A 21,491-nucleotide genomic window follows, 5' to 3' on the forward strand; every position below is an offset into this window, starting at 1 on the left:
CGGGCCCCGCTTTCGGGGGCTCCGCCCCCGGACCCCCGCTCCTCAATCGCCGGAGGGGCTTGATTTGGCTGGTGTGGGCTTGATGGTGCGGGCCGGTTTGGGTTTTGGCTGGTCTGGCTTGAATGTGGCCGCAGGGGGTTGATTTGCGTCCTCCACCCGCCCTACCGTTGACGCAGTCAAAGAAATCGGCCCTGGGTGGACACCGTGCCCGTACCTGAGATCCGCGCTTTCAACCGCTTCTACACCAACCTCATCGGCGCGCTCGACTACAGCAAGCACCTCTACACCCCCTACACCCTCACCGAATCCCGCGTCCTGTACGAACTCGCTCACGCGCCGCGCACCGACGCCGCCGACCTGCGGGCGGAACTCTCGCTCGACGCCGGGTACTTGAGCCGACTGCTCGCCAAGTTCGAGCGCGAGGGGCTGGTCGAGCGGGCGCCCTCCGTGCTCGATTCGCGGCGCCAGCGCATCACGCTCACGCCCGCCGGGCGCGAGGCCGCGGCCCTGCTCGACGAGCGGTCGCGGGAGGCCGTCAACGCGATGCTCGCCAAGGTCGATCCGGGCGAACGCGACCGGCTCACCGAGGCCATGCGGTCCGTGCGCGAGATCCTGCAGCGGAGTCGTGGCCAGGAAGCCGCGCGGCCCGCGCTGCGCGAACCGGGGCCCGGCGACCTCGGGTGGATCGTGCAGCGACACGGGGCCCTGTACGCAGCCGAGTTCGGGTGGAACACCGAGTTCGAGGGGCTGATTGCCCGGATCGTCGCCGACTTCGCCCAGGACCACGACCCGTATCTGGAACGGGTGTGGATCGCGGAGCTGGACGGCAGCCCGGTCGGCGGCGTCATGTGCGTACGGGACGATGCCCCGGGGACGGCACGGCTGCGGCTGCTGCTCGTGGAGCCGTCCGCGCGCGGGCTCGGCGTGGGGCGCCAACTGGTCGACGCCGTCGTCGCGTTCGCGCGCGAGGTCGGATATCGCGAGCTCGTGCTGTGGACCAACGATGTGCTCGCATCCGCACGCAAGATCTATCAGGGCGCCGGGTTCACCCTCGTCGCCGAGAAGCCGCACCGCTCCTATGGGGCGGATCTGGTCGGACAGGACTGGCGGCTCAGTCTCTCGGAAGGAACAGTGCGTTGAAGTTCGCCTTCTCCACCCTCGGAGTGCCAGGGCTGCCCATAGCCGATGTCGTACGCCTCGCCTCCGGCGCCGGCTACCAGGGCGTCGAGCTCCGGGCCCACCCCGAGGAGCCCCTCCACCCGGGGAGCACAGCGGCCGAACGGGCCGTCGCCGTCGAGGAGTTCGCGCGCGGCGGGATCGAGATCCTCGGTGTGGCCGGGTACGTGAAGGTCGCCGCCGAGGGCGACGACACGGAGGCCGAGCGCGGTCTTGCCGAGCTCGTCGACCTCGCCGCCGACCTCGGCGCGCCCTACGTCCGTGTCTTCCCCGGCGGCGGCGACCAGCCGCAGGACGTTGCGGATGCAACGGCCGCACGGAGGCTGGGTTTCGGGGCCGAGATCGCCGCCGACAAGGGCGTGACGATCCTCCTGGAGACGCACGACTCGCACCGTACGGGCGTCTCCGCGGCCCGCGTACTGGGTCCCGTCGGGCACAAGAACGCGGGCGCCCTCTGGGACGTCATGCACACCTGGCTGGGCGGTGAGGACCCCGCCACCAGCCATGCCGTACTCGCCCCTCACCTCGGATACGCGCAGGTCAAGGACATCGCATCGGCCGAGGACAAGACCCCGCTCGCCCTGGGGGCCGGCGTCCTGCCGCTCGCCGAATGCGTGGCGATCCTCAGCTCCGAGAGCCCTGAGGGCTGGCTGTGCTGGGAGTACGAGAAGCGGTGGTATCCGCAGGCAGCAGATCTGCCGGGGATGCTGGTCGCGGGGCGCGAGCACCTGGAGCGGTTGATCGTGCAAGCGCCGGACGGTAAATAGAGGTCAGAGCTACTCCTCCCACCAGGAGCGCCGCCGCGCACCAGTCCAGCGCGGTCAGGCGCTCGTGGAGGAAGAGCGCCGCCGACGACATCCCGAAGACCGGCACCAGGAGCGTGAACGGCGCCACCGAGTTGGCGGGGTGGTGACGGAGCAGGAAGCCCCACGCGCCGAAGCCGAGGACCGTGGAGATCCAGGCGACGAAGACGATCGTGCCCACGCCGCTCCAGTCGAGCCCCGACAGGGCGTCCGCGTCCGCGCGCGGGCCCTCGAAGAGCAGGGACAGCGCGAGCAGCGGGAGCACGGGCACGGTCGAGACCCAGACCATGAAGTTGAGCGCGTCGGGCGGGGCGGCCTTACGGGTGAGTACGTTCGAGACGCCCCAGAAGGCCGCCGCCACGACCACCAGGACGAAGCCGAGCGCGGCCCCGTCGATCCCCTCGCCGACCGCTGCGACACCGATGCCCGACAGGGCGATCGCCATGCCGAGCACCCGGACGCGGGGCAGCCGTTCGCCGAGTGCGGCGGCCGCGAACAGCGCCGTGAAGACCGCCTGGACCTGCAGCACGAGGGAGGGCAGGCCGGCCCCCATGCCCTGGTCCATGCCGATGAAGAGCAGTCCGAACTTGCCTACGCCCAGGGCGAGTCCGACACCCACGATCCACTTCCAGGCGACCTTGGGGCGGCCTACGAAGAAGACCGCGGGCAGTGCCGCCACCAGGAAGCGCAGGGCGGAGAAGAGCAGCGGCGGGAAGTGGGCGAGGCCGATGTCGATGACGACGAAGTTGACCCCCCAGACGGCGGTGACCAGGACGGCGAGAGCGATGTGCGATGGGCGCATGAGTCGATGATCCGCGAGCTCGACCCATTAGCACCAGCGCGGATGTCTTCATGGTTGGATTGAGCAACGCTAATGAATCCTGGGAGGCCGCCGTGCTCGATCTCGCCCGGCTGCGCGCGCTGCACGCCATTTCCGTCCACGGTTCGGTGGCCGCGGCCGCGACCGCACTCGGCTACACCCCCTCCGCCGTGTCCCAGCAGATCACCAAGCTGGAGCGGGAGACCCGCACCACGCTCCTGGAGCGCCGCGGCCGGGGCATCGCGCTCACCGAGGAGGCGCTCCAACTGGCCGCCACCGCCCAGGAGCTCCTCGCGATCGTCGAGCGCGCGGAGACGACCCTGGAGGAGCAGCGCGGCGAGCCCGCCGGCCGGCTCTCCATCGCCGCCTTCGCCTCCTCCGCACGCGGCCTGCTCCCCGGCGTGCTGGCCCAACTGGCCGCCGATCACCCCGCGTTGGAGGCCCGTCTCAGCGAGGTCGACCCACATCTGTCGGTCGGTCTCGTCGCACGAGGCGTGGTCGATCTCGTGGTGGCGCACGACTGGGACATCGCCCCACTGCCGACCCCCGAGGGCGTCGAGCAGGCCGTGATCGGCGACGACCCCTGCGATCTGCTCGTACCGGCCGCACATCCGCTGGCCGGGCGCGCGTCCGTACGGCGCGAGGAACTGGCCGGCGAGCTGTGGGTCTGCCAGCCACCCGGCCGGGTCTGCCACGACTGGCTGGTGCGGACGCTGCGCGCGATCGGCGAGGAGCCGGACATCGCGCACACCGCCGAGGAGAACCACACGATCGTCGCCCTGGTCGCCGCCGGGCTCGGCATCGCTGTCGTTCCGCGGCTGGGGCGCGGTCCACTGCCGGAGGGGGTCGCCGCCGTACAGCTGGATCCGCTTCCGGTGCGGCGGCTGTACGCCCTCTGGCGTACGGGGGCGGCCAGGCGGCCCGCGATCACGGAGACCGTACGGGTGCTCCAGGAGCACTGGGCGCGCTAGTTCACACCCGTACCGGACCCTGCGGATGTGAAGGCCGGACGGGGATCCTGCGGGGAACCGGCGAGGAGCGGCCGCCGTCCAAGTGCCGTACTGCTGGTGAGTATCCGCAGAGCGGTGTCGGCCTCGCTGCTGGCTGCGCGTGCCGACTCCCCTCTCCAACCGCCTGCGGCCAGCAGCACAGCCGCCACCGGTGCGCCCCCCTCCAACAGCGCCGGTGGCGGCTCCCTTTTCTGCGCGCCCTCTTGACCCGGCAGTTACTTTCCGACTATTCGTGCATCTTGGAAGTTTCCTTCAACTCCTTGCACCGCATGGCCGGAAGGAGCACCAGTGCCCCACCGCACCTCCAGACGCACCCTGCTCGCCGCTACCGCGGCAGCCGCCGCAGCAGCCGCGACAGGCATCACCCCCGCCCAGGCGCACGATCACGGCCACGACAGCGACCACGAGCGCGACCGCCGGCTCAAGCAGCTCATCGCCCGGATGAGCATCGAGGAGAAGATCGGCCAGCTCTTCGTGATGCGGGTCTACGGGCACTCCGCCACCGCCCCCGACCAGGCCGACATCGACGCCAACCTCAGCCAGCTGGGTGTCCGCACCGCCGCCGAACTGATCGCCAAGTACCACGTCGGCGGCATCATCTACTTCGGCTGGGCGCACAACGTCCGCGACCCGCACCAGATCGCCGCACTCTCCAACGGCATCCAGCGCGCCGGCCTCTCCCAGCCCACTCCCCTCCCCCTCCTGATCGCCACCGACCAGGAGCACGGCATCGTCTGCCGCGTCGGATACCCCGCCACTCTCTTCCCCGGCGCGATGGCGCTCGGCGCGGGCGGTTCGCGCGACGACGCCCGTACGGTCGGGCGGATCGCCGGGGCCGAGCTGGCGGCGATCGGCATCAGGCAGAACTACTCCCCCGACTCCGACGTCAACATCAACCCGGCCAACCCGGTCATCGGTGTACGTTCCTTCGGCTCCGCCCCCGCCTCCGTGGCCCGGATGGCCGCCGCCGAGGTGCAGGGCTACCAGAGCTCTTCGGTCGCCTCGACGGCCAAGCACTTCCCCGGCCACGGCGACACGAGCGTCGACAGCCACACCGGCATCCCGCTCATCACCCACACCCGCGAGGAGTGGGAGCGGATCGACGCTCCGCCCTTCAAGGCCGTGATCGCCGCCGGGATCGACTCGATCATGACGGCGCACATCCAGTTCCCCGCGCTCGACCCGAGCAACGACCCGGCGACGCTCTCGCACCCCATCCTCACCGGGATACTGCGCGGCGAGCTCGGCTACCGGGGCGTGATCATCACCGACGCCCTCGACATGAAGGGCGTACGCGACAAGTACGGCGACGCCCGCGTTCCCGTACTGGCGCTGAAGGCGGGCGCCGACCAGCTCCTGAACCCTCCGGACCTGGCCACCGCCTGGAACGGGGTCCGGGCGGCGGTCGACAGCGGCGAGATCACCGAGGCCCGCCTGGACGAGTCGATCCTGCGCGTACTCCAACTCAAGGCCCGCCGGGGCCTGTTCACCCACCCCTACGTCTCCGAACGCGCGATCGACCGCACGGTCGGCACCCGCTCGCACCTCGCCACCGCCGACCGGATCGCGGAACGCACGACGACCCTGCTCCTGAACAGGGGCGCCCTGCTGCCGCTCTCCCGCCGCCGCCAGAGGAACCTCCTGGTGCTCGGCGCCGACCCGGCGTCCCCGTCCGGCACGACCGGCCCGCCGACGACGGTACTGGGCAGGGCGTTCACCGAACTCGGCTTCACCGCCACGGTGTTGTCCACGGGAACGCTCCCCACGCAGGCGCAGACCGACGCGGCGGTGGCGGCCGCCCACGGCAAGGACGCCGTGGTCATCGGTACGTACAACGCGGGTGCGGGCGGCGCCCAGTCCACGCTGGTGGCGGCGCTCGTGGCGAGCGGGGTGCCGGTGGTCCAGATCGCGATCCGCAATCCGTACGACATCGCCGCGCTGCCCACGGTGGGCGCGGCGCTCGCCACGTACAGCTGGACGGATGTCGAACTCCGGGCCGCGGCACGGGTGATCGCCGGCGTGGTCGAACCGCGCGGAAAGCTGCCCGTTCCCGTCCCCCGGGCGGACGACCCCGCCCAGGTGCTGTATCCGGTCGGCTACGGACTGTCGTACTAGACGTACGCTCCGTGCATCTGGCGTGGCCCCGCCCCGGCGGGTCACGCTGGATGCAGGTATGGGGGGTGTACTTGTGCACAGGCTCGGAGTCTGGTTTTTGGGGCTGCTGTGCGTCGCACTGATGGGAGCCCTGAGCTCCTGCCAGCAGCCGTCGGGGGGCGGTTCGCCGCAGAAACTCCAGGAGTCGCCGCAGCCCACGGGGTTCGGGGCGACGTTCCTGGGGACGCAGGAGTGCAGCTCGCGCGGAAAGGACTTCCGCGAGGTGTCCTGCACCAGTGAGAAGGCGTACGCACGCGTGCTCGTCCGCTACGAGGGGAGCAGAACGACCGGGCCCGCCTGCCCGGGACCGACCGACTTCGTCCTGTACATCGCGGAGACGACCCCCGCACTGGCCGAGGGCGCGAACGCGGCCCCGGACGCGAGCGCGACACCGTCGCCCGTCGCACGCGGCTACGCCTGCATGCGCACCCTGGAACCGCCGCACCCCGGCGACCCGGGCAAGGGCGGCGGCCCGCGCACGGTGGTCGGGGACTGCGTCTACAACGCGGGCAAGGGCCAGGTGAAGGAGACGGCCTGCGACGGAGCGGGCGAAACGCAGCCGGAGTTCAAGGTGATGACGTCGGTGGCACGGCGTGCCCTGTGCCCACCGACGACCAAGCTGTACGTACAGCTGGGCGGCACGAAACCGGTGGGCTGCGCGCGGCGGGCGTGAGACCTGCCGGCCCGGGGCCTGTCCGGCAGATTCTGCCGGACAGGCCCCGTGCCACTGTGTGTTCAGCGCTTGAGCAGGAAGGTGAAGTCGCCGGAGAGCCTGCCGGTGAGCCGGACCGCCGACACGAGCTTCCCTTCGGTGAGGAGCTTCTCCACCCGGCCTCGTGAGAGACCGCAGCCTTCTGCGATCAGTCGCACCGGGCGGACCGGAATCCGTGCCGCGAAGCGGACCGCGACATCGATCACGTCGCTGTCCAGGTGATCGGGTCCGACGGTGTCGAGACGCCAGGCGCCGTCCCAGTCGAGGGCGATGCGATTGCGGTGCTGCACGGCCGGATTCTGGAGCAACTCGGCTGCCAGAACAGGGTCGTTGGCGTGCAGCCTGTCCAGGAGCTCAGGTCGTACGGAGCGCACGTTCATCCGCTCGAAGACCGTCAGCTTCGCCGTTTCCCCGCACCCGGTGCAGAGCACGAGGAGCCAGGCGTCGAGAAGCTTGTGATGGGCGTTGACGCGAAATTTTCCGTCGGCCATGAAGCGTTCCGACGCGCACGTGTGGCAACGGCGGATGACCAGCGGCAGGCAGGTGGGAGCGACCACCCAGGTGTGGAGCACAGGGATACACCGGTTTCAGTGAGAGTCCGCAGCAAAAAGCAGCGCGTCCGCGTAAGCGCGGCGCGCGACCAGTCAGCGTTCGGGGGGTCTCACAGGGTGTACAAGGGTGTGTCCTCGGCTAGGCGACTCGGTTCGGCAGCAAGGTAGTTGCCCGCGTTGGCGTCGCGCCACCGATTTACGGCCGGCGCCCGGCCCGCGCCTCTGGTGAGGTGCGGGCCGGGCGGGACGCTACGGGCGCAAGGACGGTTCGCGGTCCAGGCGCTGGGCGTCGAGCTTCGCGTCGTACGAAGCCAGCGGCTTGGCCTGGGCCGGGTCCGACTGGACCGCGGCCGGGGCCACGCCCGCCCACTCCAGGATCCGGGCGGTGGCGAGGGCCTTCTGGTCGGGGGCCAGGCCCGCGACGTTGGCGCCGTGGTTGAGGCCCGGCGCCGTGAAGACGTAGCTGTCGTCCGCGTGACGGCCGACGCTGAAGCGCTCGGCGCCCCACGGGTCGTTCTGGCCGTAGACGAACAGCATCTGGTGGGCGTTGTGCTTCACCCAGGAGTCGACGTCCCGCATGACGCCCCGCTCGAAGCGCATCGGGATGTCGGCCGGCACGAAGTGGCGCGGCGGCTGGTAGCCGTAGCGCGAGAGGTTGCCGAGCCAGGGCTGGCGGATGTCGGGCGAGCCGAGCTGGGTGCCTGCCTGGTAGTAGTACGGCGTGTACGGGGACAGGCCCTGGTCGGTGTAGAAGGAGAAGCCCGAGATCGTGTCGATGGAGTCCCAGATCGCCTGGTCCGTGGCGTGCGGGGCATCGGCCGGGATCGACGCGCAGTCGGCGAGCAGGCTGTACTGCCAGAAGCCCCAGACGTAGTCGAGGACGACTGCCTCATAGGCCTTGTCGAGGGTGCCGACGGTGGTGAAGGTGAAGTTGTTCGCGGCGGCGTACTCCGCGTACTTCTTCTCCAGCGGTGCGCGCCGCACCAGCGCCTCGCGCTGCACGGCCTGCAGCTTGTCGCGGCACTCCTTGGTGCCGACCTGCTGGAAGAAGCGGTCGTAGGCCGAATCCTCGTTGTTCACCACGTCGTTGGGGGCAACGTAGGCGACTACGCCGTCCATGTCACGCGGGTAGAAGCGCTCGAAGTAGGTGGCGGTCATGCCGCCCTTGGAGCCGCCGGTCGTCAGCCAGTTCTTGGAGTAGATCGGCTTCAGCGCCGTGAAGATGCGGTGCTGGTCGCTGGCCGCCTGCCAGATGTCCAGCTTCGTCCAGTCGGCGGGCTGGGGGCGTGACGGGGTGAAGTAGCGGTATTCCAGGGATATCTGGTTGCCGTCGACGATCCGGGTCGGCTCGGAGCGGCTGGGGGTGGTGGAGACGTTGTAGCCCGAGGTGAAGAAGACCGTGGGCCGGCTGGTGTCCTTGTGCAGCAGGGTGAGCCGCTGCTGGAAGGTGCCCTTGGAGGGGTGCCGGTGGTCGATGGGCTGGGTGTAATTGAGGACGAAGTAGCGGTAGCCGGTGTACGGCTTCTCCTCGATGAGGCTCATTCCCGGTATCGCGAGGATCCGGTCCTTGATGTCCGGCTCGGCGGTGGTGACCGCTCCGGCCGTCGACACTCCTGCCGCACTCACGGTGCCTATGAGCACCACGAGCGCCAGCAGCCATCTGAGCGCCTTGCGCATTCGCCCTCCCCTGGGGTTCACGAGATCACGACTGACAGACCTGGTGAACCTAGCGGCAGCAACAGGGGGCTCGCCAGACCCAGTTGACACTCAGAGGATCAACTCGGTGGATCAACTCGGCCGATCAGCAGAGGATCCAGCCCGTGGTGCCCGACTTCCCCGAGACCGTGCCCACCGCCCGTACGCAGCGCGCGCCGTCGCGGACCTTCACCGGGCCCGCGTACTGGGCGAACCTGCCGCTGTCGACGACCGCCCTGCTCCCGCGCGCCTGCAGCGAGACCGACATCGGGCGCTTGGCTCCGGGCGACTTGGCCACCGCGACCGCGCAGGAGTAACTGCCGCTGCGGTAGACGTCGAGGTGGCCCGTCGCGAAGGCCACCGACTTCACCCGCTGACCCGGGCAGCCGGACGCGGCGTGCGCGCCCTGTGGTGGCGCCAGCAGTTCCAGGGCCCCAGTCGCCGTCAGTACGGCCAGTCCGAAGACCAGCCTCCTGCGCACACCACCGTCGAACACAACTTCCCCCTGGGCCACATGAGCGTATGTGTGTACGACGCGTGGCGTGGGCGCGTGGTTGCAGGCGGCCCGGTGCCAGGTTGGGGACAACCAGAACCACCCACCCGGGGTCCAACGGGACAGACCGCGCGAATGGTTGCGCGCGAAGGGCAGGACTTGCCATGGTTCACATGCGTACAGCGGGCCGCATCGCCGTCACGGCCGCACTCCTCACAGCGGTTGCGGTGGTTCCGGCCGCCGCGTCCACGACCACCTCGTCCCCCCGCCCGCCGGCCCCTTCGGTCAGCGGCAGCCCCGAGGTCGCGTACAACAGGGTCGCCGACTTCTACGGCACCTACATCGACGCCGGTTACGGCGAGGGCGGCGTAGCTGCCGGCAGGCTCTCCGACAGCCTGCGGAAGTTCTACCTGACGCCGAAGCTGCGCAGGCACCTCGCCGCCTGGGAGAACAGGAACCACGCGGACGGCGTGCTGCGCGCGCAGAACGTCCCGCGCGCGTGGAAGGTGACGCCGGGCGACAGCGGCATGGAGCACACGTGGTCGACGGTGCGGCTGACGTGGGGCTCGCCGAGGCACCCGGCGTACACGTACCTGGACGTCCAGTCGGACCTGGCGACGAAGAAGATCTCCTGGATCAGGGAGGCGGGACCGCGGCGCTGAAGCCGGGGCGCGGGCGGGGCCCCACGAGGGCTCCGCCCCGGACCCGCTTGAGGGGCTTGATGCCGCCTACGCCCCCACGGGCTCCTCCTCGCCCACGAACGTCCGCCACAGCCGGGCGTAGTCCCCGTCCAAGGCGAGCAACTCCTCATGCGTGCCGTCCTCCACGACCCGCCCGTGGTCCATCACGACCACCCGGTCCGCCCGTGCCGCGGTCGTCAGCCGGTGCGCGACCACCAGCGTCGTACGCCGCCCCGCGATCCGGTCCGTCGCCAGATTGACCTGGGCCTCGGTGGCCAGGTCGAGCGCCGCCGTCGCCTCGTCGAGCAGCAGGACGTCCGGGTCGACCAGCTCCGCGCGTGCCAGCGCGATCAACTGCCGCTGTCCTGCCGAGAGATTGCGCCCGCGTTCGGCGACCTCGTGCAGATACCCGCCGTCCAGCGTGGCGATCATGTCGTGTGCGCCGACCGCGCGGGCCGCCGCCTCCACCTCCGCGTCGCTCGCGGCGGGGCGCCCGTACGCGATCGCGTCGCGCACCGTCCCCGGGAAGAGATACGCCTCCTGGGGCACGACCCCGAGCCGGTGCCGGTAGGCCGTCATGTCCAGCGTCCGCAGGTCCGCGCCGTCGGCGGTGACCCGCCCGCCCGTCGGGTCGTAGAACCGCGCCACCAGCTTGACCAGCGTGGACTTGCCCGCACCCGTCTCACCGACGAAGGCGACGGTCTGCCCGGCGGGGATCCGCAGGTCGATGCCCTTCAGCGCCTCCTCCTCGTCCCCATACGCGAAGTGCACGTCCTCGAAGGCGATCTCGCCGCGCAGGGATGTCACGGGAGCAGGGTCCGCCGCGTTCTGCGTGGACGTGGGCTCCTGCAGCAGTTCCTGGATGCGCTTCAGGGAGACCGTGGCCTGCTGGTATCCGTCGAAGACCTGGGAGAGCTGCTGCACCGGGGCGAAGAAGAGGTCGATGTAGAGGAGGTACGCGACGAGCGCACCCGTCGTCAGCGTGCCCGCCTCGACGCGGTGCGCGCCCACGATCAGGACGGCAGCGGCGGCCACCGACGACAGGAGCTGCACGAAGGGGAAGTACACCGAGATCAGCCACTGCCCGCGCACCCGCGCCTGACGGTAACTGTCGCTGCCGGCCGCGAAGTCGGCGCTGCCCCTGCCCTCGCGGCGGAAGGCCTGCACAATGCGCAGTCCCGACACCGACTCCTGCAGATCGGCGTTGACCAGCGCGACCCGCTCGCGGGCCAGTTCGTACGCCTTGACGCTCTTCCTCCGGAAGAAGAACGTCCCCACGATCAACAGGGGCAGCGTGGCGAAGACGACCAGGGCGAGCTGCACATCGAGGACGAGCAGGACGACCAGGATCCCGAAGAAGGTGACGACGGAGACGAAGGCGGTGACCAGACCCGTCTGCAGGAAGGTCGCGAGCGCGTCCACGTCCGTGGTCATCCGGGTCATGATGCGCCCGGTCAACTCCCGTTCGTAGTAGTCGAGTCCGAGGCGCTGAAGCTGCGCGAAGATCTTCAGGCGCAGGGTGTAGAGCACCCGCTCTCCGGTACGCCCGGTCATCCGCGTCTCCGCGGTCTGCGCGAGCCACTGCACGGCGACGGTGCCCAGGCCGAGCCCGGCCGCCGCCCAGACCGCACCCAGCGCGAGCTTGGTGACGCCCTCGTCGATGCCGTGCCGGATCAGCACCGGCAGCAGCAGGCTCATGCCCGCGTCGATCGCGACGAGCAGCAGGCTGATGAGCAGGACGGGGCCGAAACCGCGCAGCAGGCGCCGCAGGCCGTACGACTCCTCGGGCTTCACGGCCCGGTCCTCGTCGACGTCCGGGGTGTCGTTCGCGGGCGGGAGGGCCGCCACCTGCGCGAGCAGTTCGGGGGTCGCCGGCATCCCGCCGGGAGCGGCCTCGTCGGCCTTCTCCTCGCGGATCCAGAGCGGGGGCGTGATGCCCCGCTCGGCGTCGAACTCGGCGTCCAGCTCGTCCCGTACGGACGTGTCCTCGACGATCGCGGCCGGCGCGACGTGCCCCGGTGAGACCCCGCCCAGCTCGTCGGGGTCGGTCAGCAGCCGCCGGTAGAGGGCGGAGCGGCGCTCCAGCTCCTCGTGCGTACCGATGTCGGCGAGCCGGCCTTCGTCGAGTACGGCGATGCGGTCGGCGAGATTGAGGGTGGAGCGGCGGTGGGCGATGAGCAGGGTGGTGCGGCCGGCCATCACGCCCTTGAGCGCCTCGTGGATCTCGTGCTCGACGCGGGCGTCCACGGCGGACGTGGCGTCGTCGAGAAGGAGCAGTCGGGGGTCGGTGAGGATGGCGCGGGCGAGCGCGACGCGCTGGCGCTGGCCGCCGGAGAGGGTCAGTCCGTGCTCGCCGACCTTGGTGTCGTACCCGGCGGGCAGCTCGGCGATGAACCGGTCGGCCTGGGCGGCGCGTGCGGCGGTGAGGATCTGCTCCTCGGTCGCGTCGGGGAGGCCGTAGGCGATGTTGGCGCGGACGGTGTCGGAGAACAGGAAGCTGTCCTCGGGGACCATGCCGATAGCGGCGCGCAGGGACTCCATGGTCAGCTCGCGGACGTCGCGGCCGCCGACCAGGACGGCGCCGTGGGTGACGTCGTAGAAGCGCGGGAGCAGGAGCGAGACGGTGGACTTGCCGCTGCCGGAGGAGCCGACCACGGCGACGGTCTCGCCGGGGGCGATGGAGAGCGAGAAGCCGTCGAGGACGGGGCGGCCTTCCTCGTACCCGAAGGACACGTCGTCGAACTCGACGGTCGCGGGGGCGTCGGCCGGGAGCTCCTTCGTGCCGTCCTCGATGGACGGCTCGGTGTCGATCAGCTCCAGTACGCGCTCGACGCCGGCCCGCGCCTGCTGCCCCACGGTGAGCACCATGGCGAGCATCCGGACGGGTCCGACGAGCTGGGCGAGGTAGGTGGAGAAGGCGACGAAGGTGCCGAGCGTGATCTCGCCGCGGGTGGCGAGCCAGCCGCCCACGGCCAGCATCGCGACCTGCCCGAGGGCGGGCACGGCCTGCAGTGCGGGGGTGTAGCGCGAGTTCAGCTTGATGGTGCGCAGGCGCCCGGCGAAGAGCCGCTCGCTGACGGCGCGCAGCTTCCCGGTCTCCTGCTCCTCCTGCCCGAAGCCCTTCACGACGCGTACCCCGGTGACGGCCCCGTCGACGACTCCTGCGACGGCGGCGGCCTGCCCCTGGGCGTACCAGGTGGCGGGGAAGAGGCGGGTGCGGCTGCGCTTGGCGATGATCCACAGGGCGGGGGCGACGGCGAGCGCGATGAGGGTGAGGACCGGGGAGAGCCAGGCCATGATCCCGAGGGAGATCACGAAGAGCAGGACGTTTCCGATGGTCATCGGGAGCATGAAGAGCAGGCCCTGGATGAGCTGCAGGTCGCTGGTGGCGCGGCCGACGACCTGCCCGGTGGACAGCTCGTCCTGGCGGCGACCGTCCAGCTTCATGATCGTCCCGTACATCTCGGTACGGAGGTCGTGCTGGACGTCCAGGGCCAGGCGGCCGCCGTAGTAGCGCCGGATGTACGTCAGTACGTACACGACGACGGCCGCCGCTATCAGCGCCCCGGTCCACACGGCCAGCGACCGCGAGCCGTCACCGATGACGTCGTCGATGATCACCTTGGTGATCAGCGGCACCAGGGCCATGACGGCCATGCCCGCCAGTGAGGAGCCGAGCGCGAGCACGACGTTGGTCCGGTAGCGCCAGGCGTAACCGATGAGCCGTCGTGCCCACGTCTGCTGTGCGGCGTCGTCCGCCACTGGTGCCTCCCGTTGTCGATCCCACCGAAGGGCTCCAACGCGGCCACCAGCGGATTTCATCCCGCTGCAACAAAAGTTCGGACCAGAGACCTAGGACCGCGGCACCGGCGGGGCGACTTCCCGGGGCACGGCGGGCGTGGCGACGGTGGCCTTCAGCGCGGTCGTGGTGTTGAGATCGCGGTGGATGACGCGGGCCACGGCCTGGATCGTGTTGACGCCGTCGGTCATGGTCCTGTTGTCCTGGGTGAGGACGGTGATCGTGTAGTCGTGACCCTTCCCCTTGAAGGCCCCGATGGAGTGCACACGCCACCCGTGGGTGGACCGCTGGAGCCACCCGTTCTTGACCTGGACGGTGGTGCCGCTCGGGGCTCCGGCGGGGGTGCCCCACCGCTGGGAGGACACGACCTTCTTCATGAGCCCGAGCTCGTAGGCGCGCGAGTTGTCGCTGAGCACGGAATTCTTGGCGGTGAGGAGCGCGAGCAGCCGCTGCTCGTCACGGACGGTGATCTGGGTGAGCCCCCAGTACCCGCCGGACCCGGGGACGGTGTGCGTCATCCCGGCGGCCTTGAGGAATCCCTTCACCTTCGTCACCCCCAGCTGCTTCCAGAGGGCCGTGGTGGCGTTGTTGTCGGACTTGGTGATCATGGCGGTGGCCAGGCCGGTCTCGCGCGATGTCAGATATTTGTTGGTCTTCTTGTGGTCCCAGAGCAGGGTGGCGAGCACCGTGGCCTTCACGACGCTGGCCGAGTCGTACTTCGTGTCGGGACGCAGGGTGCAGGTGGTTCTGGTCGTGCGGTCGTAGAGCCCTACGGACACGGCCGGGGTACGCCCCTTGAGCGCGGCGGCGATGTCCTTGCTGAGCTTGGCGGCGAGCCCGGCCTTCGCCGAGGTGCAGGCGACGGCGGGAGTCGCGGCAGCGGCCGGAGTCGCGGCGAGAGCGAGCGGCGCGGCGACCCCGGCGGCCACGGAGACGGCGAGGGCGGCGCGCGCCCGGCGGGATATGCGGTGCTGGTGCGGTGATGTCATGACAGGGCCCCGGTCTGTGCGTGGTCGGCGTACGGGCGTCCCCCATGGCCACGCCCGTCACAGATGACTCACGACCAGCCGAAAAGTTGTACGACCAGGGCTCGGACGTACGAAAGTCAGTGGGGCTCCCCCCTGCAGGTCAGGGCCCGTCGAAAGTCGTCGAGGGCCGGCTCGAGCTCGCCGGACGTGACGCGGAAGGCCGCCCGGTCCATCAGGGCCTCGGCCTGCGCCGAGGATCCGTCCCCCGGTCGCCGCTGGTCCAACTGGCCTGCCAGGGCCACCCCTTCGTCGTACAGGGAGCGCACCTTCTCCTTCTCCGCGAACAGATGGGAGCGGGCCTCCCAGCACACGGCGGACCGGACCGTGAGGACCCGGTGCTTCCGCACCAGCTCGGGCAGGTGTCCGCCCGGGTCGGCGGTGGCCAGAACCGCCAAGGTGTCCACCTCATCGCGCAGAGCGGTGCGGCTGTCGAAGTAGCGATCCCTGACATCGGGCGACCAGCTCATCGGCGTCGCCCCCGAAGGCGGCCGGGGTACGCCCGGTGCCGGCCGCTCGCTGTCGGCACCGGAGAAGCAGAGCAGGACCGCCCAGAAGGACCGCTGGCATCCGCTCCAGGACGCGTGCTCACCCGTGGCGGCCAGCTCCGTCAGCGCGGCCACCCCCTCCTGCCGTACGGCGGCCGCCCGTGCGCTCCGACCGCAGGTCTCCAGCAACCGCGCGTATCCGATGAGGGCGTGGAGACGGCATGCCATCGCGCCTCGGTCGTTCGCCACCTCGAAGGCTTCCATGCCGACGAGCGTCTCGAACGCGGCGACCGCTTCGCCGGAGCGGCCCGCGTCGGCGAGGGCGGCGATCCACTCGACGAGCGTTCCGCTCCCGGGGCCGCCGGGCAGCGCCGCTACATACTCGCCCATCGCATCGGCCGATTCGGCGTAACTGCCTTCCTCGGAGAGTCCCATGGCCCATGCGTGCAGCCCTTGGGCCACGGGCTTCGGCTCCGACTCCGACTCCGACTCCGACGACAGTGCGGCCTGCGCGCGCCCGATGGCGAGCATCTCGGCGCGCACGGCGAGGCCCTCGACGCGTCGGCCCTGGGCGTACAGCCGCCGCTGACAGTTGTCGAGCGCCCCGTACAGAACATCGCCGCGGGCAGGTTCGGCCGGATCGATGGTGCGTGCCGCGGCCACCGCCTCCTCGCACAACGCGAGTGCGTCCGGGCGCCATTGACCGGTGCTGGTGTTGTAGCTGAGCCGCAGCAAGGCCTTGACCAGGCGCGGCAGATAGGAGGCGGGGCTGACCTGGGCCAGCACCCGGCAGGCGTCGACCTCCTCCTGCGGGGTGCGCCGTCCGGAGGCGAGCAGTACGTTCCTGGCTCGCAGAATGTCGTCCTGATCCACTTGCCCCACGTTGTCCACAGCGGAGATTCTGCGGCTCGACCCGAAGCCCGAACAAGCCCTGTCCGCTGTGCTGTTCGTCCTACGCGGAAGGCCCCTGACCTGTCATGATGGTGCTGTGATGGCGCAAGCAGGATCCGTACGGATGATCGTTCTCAACGGCGGGTCCAGCGCCGGGAAATCCACCATCGCCCGATGTCTGCAGGATCTGCTGCCGGACCCGTGGCTGACCTTCGGGACCGACACCTTCGTGGACGCCCTGCCTCCCGCCCTGCTGGACCCGGACGGTGCGGGGATCGAGTTCGGCCCGGACGGTTCGGTCGTGGTCGGGGGCGCCTTCCGGGAGTTGGAGCTGGCCTGGATCGCCGGGGTCGTGGCGATGGTGCGGGCGGGGGCGCGGATCGTCGTCGACGAGGTGTTCCTGGGCGGGGCCGAGTCCCAGCAGAGGTGGGAGAAGGCACTCGACGGGGAGCCCGCGCTCTGGGTCGGCGTGCGGTGCGACGGTGCCGTCGCCGCTGAGCGCGAGGCCGCGCGCGGCGACCGGGTCGCCGGAATGGCCGCCGCTCAGGCGGAGTTGGTGCATCTCGGGGTGCGGTACGACATCGAGGTCGACAGTGCGCTGGCCGGAGCCCTGGAGTGCGCCCGCACCATCGCCGCCCGCCTGACATGTCCATGAACCTGTTACGCAATCGCCCCAGCAAGTTCATACAACGCAACACTCAGCCATGTCACTCTCTCGGTCAGCGCGTTGTCAACGCGCGTAGAAAGCAGACCGGTTCACCTGCCCCGCCAGGAGAGGACAGCCCCACATGCCTGCCTCGCACATACGTCGCTGGAGAAGTCTGACCTTCGCGGCGTCCACGCTGCTCATCGCCCTCGCCGTACCGGCAACCGGCGCCGGCGCCGCCCCGGCCACGGCCGCCGCCCCCACCGCGACCGCCGCCGTCACCACGTACGACGACACCTACTACGCGAACGCCATCGGCAAGACCGGCTCGTCCCTCAAGACCGCGCTGCACACGATCATCAGCAGCCAGACCAAGATCTCGTACGACGCGGTCTGGAACGCCCTGAAGGTCACCGACCAGGACCCGAAGAACTCCAGCAACGTCATCCTGCTCTACAGCGGAATCTCCCGCGCCAAGACCCTCAACGGCGGCAACAGCGGCAACTGGAACCGCGAGCACGTATGGGCCAAGTCCCACGGCGACTTCGGTACGGCGACCGGTCCCGGCACCGACCTGCACCACCTGCGCCCGGAGGATGTCGCGGTCAACGGCATCCGCGGCAACCTGGACTTCGACAACGGCGGCAGCGCGGTCACCAACGGCGGCGGCAGCCTCGTCGACTCCAACTCCTTCGAGCCGCGCGACGCGGTCAAGGGCGACGTGGCCCGCATGATCCTCTACATGGCGGTCCGCTACGAGGGCGGCGACGGCTTCGCCGACCTCGAACCCGACGACATCGTCAACAACGGCAGCAACCCGTACATCGGCCGGCTGTCCGTGCTCAAGCAGTGGAACGACGAAGACCCGCCGGACGCCTTCGAGCAGAACCGCAACCAGGTCATCTACGCGACCTATCAGCACAACCGCAACCCGTTCATCGACCACCCCGAGTGGGTGGAATCGATCTACTAGGCGGTCCCGCCGCCAGGACTCCGCCCCGGCCGTCCGCTCATGGACGGCCGGGGCGGTGCGGCCGGGGCGGCCGAGGCCGGGCCTCCGCCGGGTGCTGCTACTTGCTCACCGCGAACCGCATCAGCGAGTGTTCGTCGCCCTGCTTGATCGTCCCGGTCTCGTTGATCACCTGGAGCTTCCAGACCGTCCCGACCCGGATCGCCTTGGCGACCGCGCACCCGTTGTCCTTGGTCAGCATGGACGGCCAGATCTCGGCGACCTGCTGGCTGGCGCCACCGGTGGCGTCGTAGACCTTGAACGAGATGTTCCGCGCGTTCTTGAAGGCGCTGCGCTTCTTGTACGCGGCGGCGACGAAGACCAGCGAGGTGATGTTCGACGGGATCCGGGCGAGGTCGACGGTGACCGTCTCGTCGTCGCCGTCTCCGTGGCCGGTCTGGTTGTCGCCGCTGTGCACCAGGGAGCCGTTGCCCAGCGGGTCGAGCGAGTCCAGGCCGGCCAGGCGTACGGGCTCGTCGCCCTGCATCGCGATCGCGATCAGGTCGAGGTCGGTGCCGGCCTTCGCCTTCACCTTGCCCAGCAGACCGCCGCTGCTCCCGACGGTCGGGTCCCAGGCCACCCCTATGGACAGGTGCGTGACGCCGTCCAGATCGGCGGGCCCGTCCTCCTTGGTAAGCGTGATCATGGGTCCTGCTCCCTACTCTCTGCTTCTCTGCGTACACCCGGCGCACCGCATCGGGGGGAGGGCACCACAAAGGCACCCTCCACCTGACAACAACTCCGTCGCATGCGCACAAGTTCCACCCCGGGGCAGGCGCCTCCGACGGCGGCCCCTCTGGATATCAGTCCTCGGCGATGTGCGTGGGCGCGAACATCCGCAGCACCGCAGGGAGCACGACCACCGAGGGGCCGGGCTCCGCGAGGGATTTGGCCAGGTCCTCGGTGAGCGATTCCGGTGTCGTACGGACCGCCGGGACGCCGAAGGACTCCGCCAGGGCCACGAAGTCGGGGCGGGAGAGCTCGGTCGCCGTGGCCTGGCCGAAGGCGTCCGTCATGTACTCGCGCAGGATGCCGTAGCCGCCGTCGTCCACGATGAGCCAGGTGACCGGGAGGTCGTACTGACGGGCCGTGGCGAGCTCCGCGATGGAGTACATCGCGCCGCCGTCGCCCGACACCGCGAGCACCGGCGTCGTACGGTCGGCCGCCGAAGCCCCGATCGCCGCCGGAAATCCGTACCCGAGACCGCCCGCGCCCTGCGCCGAGTGGAGCGCTCCGGGCCAGGCGGACCAGGCCCAGTACGCCAGGATCGTCATGTCCCAGAAGCTGGGCGACGCGGCGGGCAGCGCCTCGCGCACCGAGGCGAGGATCTGCCGCTCGAAGGTCAGGTCCTGGGCGTCGATACGGGACTTCACCTTGGCCAGGACCTCGGCGACCGCCTCCGCGGCCGTCTCGTCCGGGCGGGGCTCGCACTGTTCAAGGAGCTCCGAGAGCGCGATGCGCGCGTCCGCGTGGATGCCGAGCGCCGGGTGGTTCGACTCCAGCTTGCCGAGGTCCGCCTCGATCTGGATGACGCGGCCGCGCGGGGCGAACGTGTGGTAGTTCGAGGAGAGTTCACCCAGCCCCGAGCCGACCACCAGCAGGACGTCGGCCGACTCCAGGAAGTCCGTCGTGTGGCGGTCCTCCATCCAGGACTGGAGGGAGAGGGGGTGCTCCCAGGGGAACGCGCCCTTGCCGCCGAAGGTCGACACCACGGGGGCGTTCAGCTTCTCGGCGAGCGCGCGCAGCTTGCCCGAGGCGTCCGCGCGGACGACGCCGCCGCCCGCGATGATCGCCGGGCGGGTCGCGTGGGACAGCAAGTGGGCTGCCACCGCGGCCAGTTCGGGGCGCGGGTGCAGCTCGCGCGGCGTGGCGTCCATCGCCGTGACCGGGGGGAGCGTCGTCTCCGCCAGCAGCACGTCCTGGGGGATCTCGACCCAGACCGGGCCGTGCGGCGCGGTGAGCGCCGACTCCCAGGCCGCCGCGATCGCGGAGGGGATCTGCGAGGCGGTACGTACGGTGTGGACCGACTTCACGATGTCGCGGAACGAGGCCTGCTGGTCCCGGAGTTCATGGAGATAGCCGTGCCGTCCGCCGCCCAGGCCGGCCGTCGGGATCTGGCTGGAGATCGCGAGGATCGGGGAGGACGCGGCCGCCGCCTCCTGCAGCGCGGCCAGGGAGGTGAGGGCGCCCGGTCCGGTGGACAGCAGCAGGGGTGCGACCTCGCCGGTCACCCGGCCGTACGCGTCCGCCGCGAACCCCGTGTTGTTCTCGACGCGCAGGCCCACGTACGACAGCGAGGAGCGGCGCAGCGCGTCGAACATGCCGAGCGCGTGCTGGCCGGGGAGCCCGAACACCGTGGTGGCGCCCAGCCCCTGGAGGGACTCGACGACCAGATCGCCGCCGTTGCGCCCGGGCGGCGGGTTGAGCGCGGCCGCGAGCTGCTCAGGGGTGAGGTGCGGGATCTCGTCGTGGTGGTGGTCGTGGGGGCTCACTTGGTACGCGCCTCGGCAATCTGACGGGACATGATCGTGGTCAGTTCGTACGCCGTGTGGCTGGCGGCGACCGAGGTGATCTCCGCGTGGTCGTACGCCGGTGCCACCTCGACCAGGTCGGCCGAGACCAGGTTGCACGACGACAGGCCGCGCACGATTTCGAGCAGCTCGCGCGAGGTCAGGCCGCCCGCTTCCGGGGTGCCGGTGCCGGGCGCGTGCGCCGGGTCCAGGACGTCGATGTCGATCGAGATGTAGAGCGGGCGGTCGCCGATGCGCTGGCGCAGCTGGTCGGCCACCTCGTCCACGCCGCGGCGCATGACGTCGGCGGAGGTGACGATCCCGAAGCCCAGCTTGGCGTCGTCGGTCAGGTCCTGCTTGCCGTACAGCGGGCCGCGGGTGCCGACGTGCGAGAGGGCGGAGGTGTCGAGGATGCCCTCCTCGACGGCCCGGCGGAACGGGGTGCCGTGCGTGTACTCGGCGCCGAAGTACGTGTCCCAGGTGTCCAGGTGCGCGTCGAAGTGGAGCAGCGCCACCGGGCCGTGCTTCTTGGCGACCGAGCGCAGCAGCGGCAGCGCGATGGTGTGGTCGCCGCCGAGCGTCATCAGGCGGGCGCCCGTGGCGAGCAGATCGTCGGCCGCGGCCTCGATCGTGTCGACGGCCTCGTTGATGTTGAACGGGTTCGCCGCGATGTCACCGGCGTCCGCGACCTGCGCGAGCGCGAAGGGTGCGGCGTCCTGTGCCGGGTTGTACGGGCGGAGCAGCCGCGAGGCCTCGCGGATCGCGTTGCCGCCGAAGCGGGCCCCGGGGCGGTAGGAGACGCCGGAGTCGAAGGGCACGCCGACCACGGCGACGTCGGCCGTACCGACCTCGTCGAGGCGGGGCAGCCGGGCGAAGGTCGCGGGTCCTGCGTACCGCGGGATGCGGGAGGAGTCGACGGGGCCGCGGGGCTGCTGCTCGTTGCTGCTGGTCATGGTGGGTGCCCTTCCGGGTGGTGCGGGTGGTGCTCTGTCAAGAATGCACCGGCCCACTGACAGGACTGCCGTCAGC

17 protein-coding genes and 1 pseudogene are annotated in these 21,491 nt (G+C 70.5%); 8 read left to right on the forward strand and 10 right to left on the reverse strand.

Translation table 11 applies throughout. The annotated features are described in order from the left end of the window. Positions 1-204 precede the first annotated feature (204 nt). Together AB0H78_RS09165 and AB0H78_RS09170 are read left to right on the forward strand one after the other, a co-directional pair. The gene (locus tag AB0H78_RS09165) at positions 205-1,140 is read left to right on the forward strand and encodes a bifunctional helix-turn-helix transcriptional regulator/GNAT family N-acetyltransferase (protein ID WP_363233630.1); all 936 of its coding nucleotides are present in this window, start codon (positions 205-207) and stop codon (positions 1,138-1,140) included. Further along, positions 1,137-1,919, forward strand: a pseudogene (locus AB0H78_RS09170) (sugar phosphate isomerase/epimerase family protein); the annotation flags it as partial. The gene AB0H78_RS09165 and the pseudogene AB0H78_RS09170, both read left to right, overlap by 4 nt. On the opposite strand, the gene AB0H78_RS09175 reads toward AB0H78_RS09170, so the two are convergent. Next, positions 1,801-2,781, reverse strand: a complete 981-nt coding sequence (locus AB0H78_RS09175) for an EamA family transporter (RefSeq protein WP_363233631.1) — start codon at positions 2,779-2,781, stop codon at positions 1,801-1,803. The pseudogene AB0H78_RS09170 and the gene AB0H78_RS09175 overlap by 119 nt on opposite strands. Before the next feature lie 92 nt (positions 2,782-2,873). Here AB0H78_RS09175 and AB0H78_RS09180 point away from each other — a divergent pair, with 92 nt between their 5' ends. From AB0H78_RS09180 to AB0H78_RS09190, 3 genes are all read left to right on the forward strand, one after another. Next, entirely contained in the window at positions 2,874-3,770 is an 897-nt protein-coding gene (locus AB0H78_RS09180) for a LysR family transcriptional regulator (protein WP_363234086.1), read from the forward strand. 327 nt (positions 3,771-4,097) lie between these two features. Beyond that, positions 4,098-5,924 (forward strand): glycoside hydrolase family 3 protein, encoded by a 1,827-nt coding sequence (locus AB0H78_RS09185; protein ID WP_363233632.1) that lies wholly within the window; start codon positions 4,098-4,100, stop codon positions 5,922-5,924. 121 nt (positions 5,925-6,045) lie between these two features. Continuing rightward, positions 6,046-6,636: a hypothetical protein gene (locus AB0H78_RS09190; protein WP_363233633.1), complete on the forward strand. Its 591-nt coding sequence runs from the start codon at positions 6,046-6,048 to the stop codon at positions 6,634-6,636. Between the two features lie 62 nt (positions 6,637-6,698). On the opposite strand, the gene AB0H78_RS09195 is transcribed toward AB0H78_RS09190, so the two are convergent. From AB0H78_RS09195 to AB0H78_RS09205, 3 genes are all read right to left on the reverse strand, one after another. Continuing rightward, positions 6,699-7,247 carry a DUF1062 domain-containing protein gene (locus tag AB0H78_RS09195; RefSeq protein ID WP_363233634.1) on the reverse strand — a complete coding sequence of 183 codons (549 nt, stop codon included), beginning with the start codon at positions 7,245-7,247 and terminating at the stop codon, positions 6,699-6,701. A 228-nt stretch (positions 7,248-7,475) separates the two neighbouring features. After that, entirely contained in the window at positions 7,476-8,903 is a 1,428-nt protein-coding gene (locus tag AB0H78_RS09200) for a S28 family serine protease (RefSeq protein WP_363233635.1), read from the reverse strand. A gap of 124 nt (positions 8,904-9,027) precedes the next feature. Further along, on the reverse strand, positions 9,028-9,417 hold the full coding sequence (locus AB0H78_RS09205) for a hypothetical protein (protein ID WP_363233636.1): 390 nt from the start codon (positions 9,415-9,417) through the stop codon (positions 9,028-9,030). Positions 9,418-9,587: 170 nt separating this feature from the next. On the opposite strand from AB0H78_RS09205, the gene AB0H78_RS09210 reads away from it, so the two are divergent. Then, on the forward strand, positions 9,588-10,076 hold the full coding sequence (locus AB0H78_RS09210) for a hypothetical protein (RefSeq protein WP_363233637.1): 489 nt from the start codon (positions 9,588-9,590) through the stop codon (positions 10,074-10,076). Positions 10,077-10,142: 66 nt separating this feature from the next. Here AB0H78_RS09210 and AB0H78_RS09215 read toward each other — a convergent pair whose 3' ends face one another. The 3 genes from AB0H78_RS09215 to AB0H78_RS09225 form a co-directional block, all read right to left on the reverse strand. Further along, entirely contained in the window at positions 10,143-13,856 is a 3,714-nt protein-coding gene (locus tag AB0H78_RS09215; RefSeq protein WP_363233638.1) for an ABC transporter ATP-binding protein, read from the reverse strand. Positions 13,857-13,946: 90 nt separating this feature from the next. Beyond that, positions 13,947-14,882: a serine hydrolase gene (locus tag AB0H78_RS09220; protein WP_363233639.1), complete on the reverse strand. Its 936-nt coding sequence runs from the start codon at positions 14,880-14,882 to the stop codon at positions 13,947-13,949. A 116-nt stretch (positions 14,883-14,998) separates the two neighbouring features. Then, complete coding sequence (locus AB0H78_RS09225; protein ID WP_363233640.1) at positions 14,999-16,279, reverse strand: hypothetical protein; 1,281 nt, start codon at positions 16,277-16,279, stop codon at positions 14,999-15,001. Positions 16,280-16,421: 142 nt separating this feature from the next. On the opposite strand from AB0H78_RS09225, the gene cpt reads away from it, so the two are divergent. Next, positions 16,422-16,952 (forward strand): chloramphenicol phosphotransferase CPT, encoded by a 531-nt coding sequence (gene cpt, locus AB0H78_RS09230; RefSeq protein WP_363234088.1) that lies wholly within the window; start codon positions 16,422-16,424, stop codon positions 16,950-16,952. 133 nt (positions 16,953-17,085) lie between these two features. Then, positions 17,086-17,916, forward strand: a complete 831-nt coding sequence (locus AB0H78_RS09235; RefSeq protein ID WP_363233641.1) for an endonuclease — start codon at positions 17,086-17,088, stop codon at positions 17,914-17,916. 97 nt (positions 17,917-18,013) lie between these two features. Here AB0H78_RS09235 and AB0H78_RS09240 read toward each other — a convergent pair whose 3' ends face one another. From AB0H78_RS09240 to speB, 3 genes are all read right to left on the reverse strand, one after another. Then, positions 18,014-18,598, reverse strand: coding sequence for a TerD family protein (locus tag AB0H78_RS09240; RefSeq protein ID WP_363233642.1), 585 nt, complete (start codon positions 18,596-18,598; stop codon positions 18,014-18,016). Positions 18,599-18,755: 157 nt separating this feature from the next. After that, positions 18,756-20,444, reverse strand: a complete 1,689-nt coding sequence (locus tag AB0H78_RS09245) for a thiamine pyrophosphate-binding protein (protein ID WP_363233643.1) — start codon at positions 20,442-20,444, stop codon at positions 18,756-18,758. After that, the gene (speB, locus tag AB0H78_RS09250) at positions 20,441-21,415 is read right to left on the reverse strand and encodes an agmatinase (RefSeq protein WP_363233644.1); all 975 of its coding nucleotides are present in this window, start codon (positions 21,413-21,415) and stop codon (positions 20,441-20,443) included. The genes AB0H78_RS09245 and speB overlap by 4 nt, the downstream gene beginning before the upstream one ends. Positions 21,416-21,491: the final 76 nt, after the last annotated feature.

The sequence above is a fragment of the Streptomyces sp. NPDC050738 genome (assembly GCF_040654175.1).
In the GTDB taxonomy this organism is placed as follows: Bacteria; Actinomycetota; Actinomycetes; order Streptomycetales; family Streptomycetaceae; genus Streptomyces.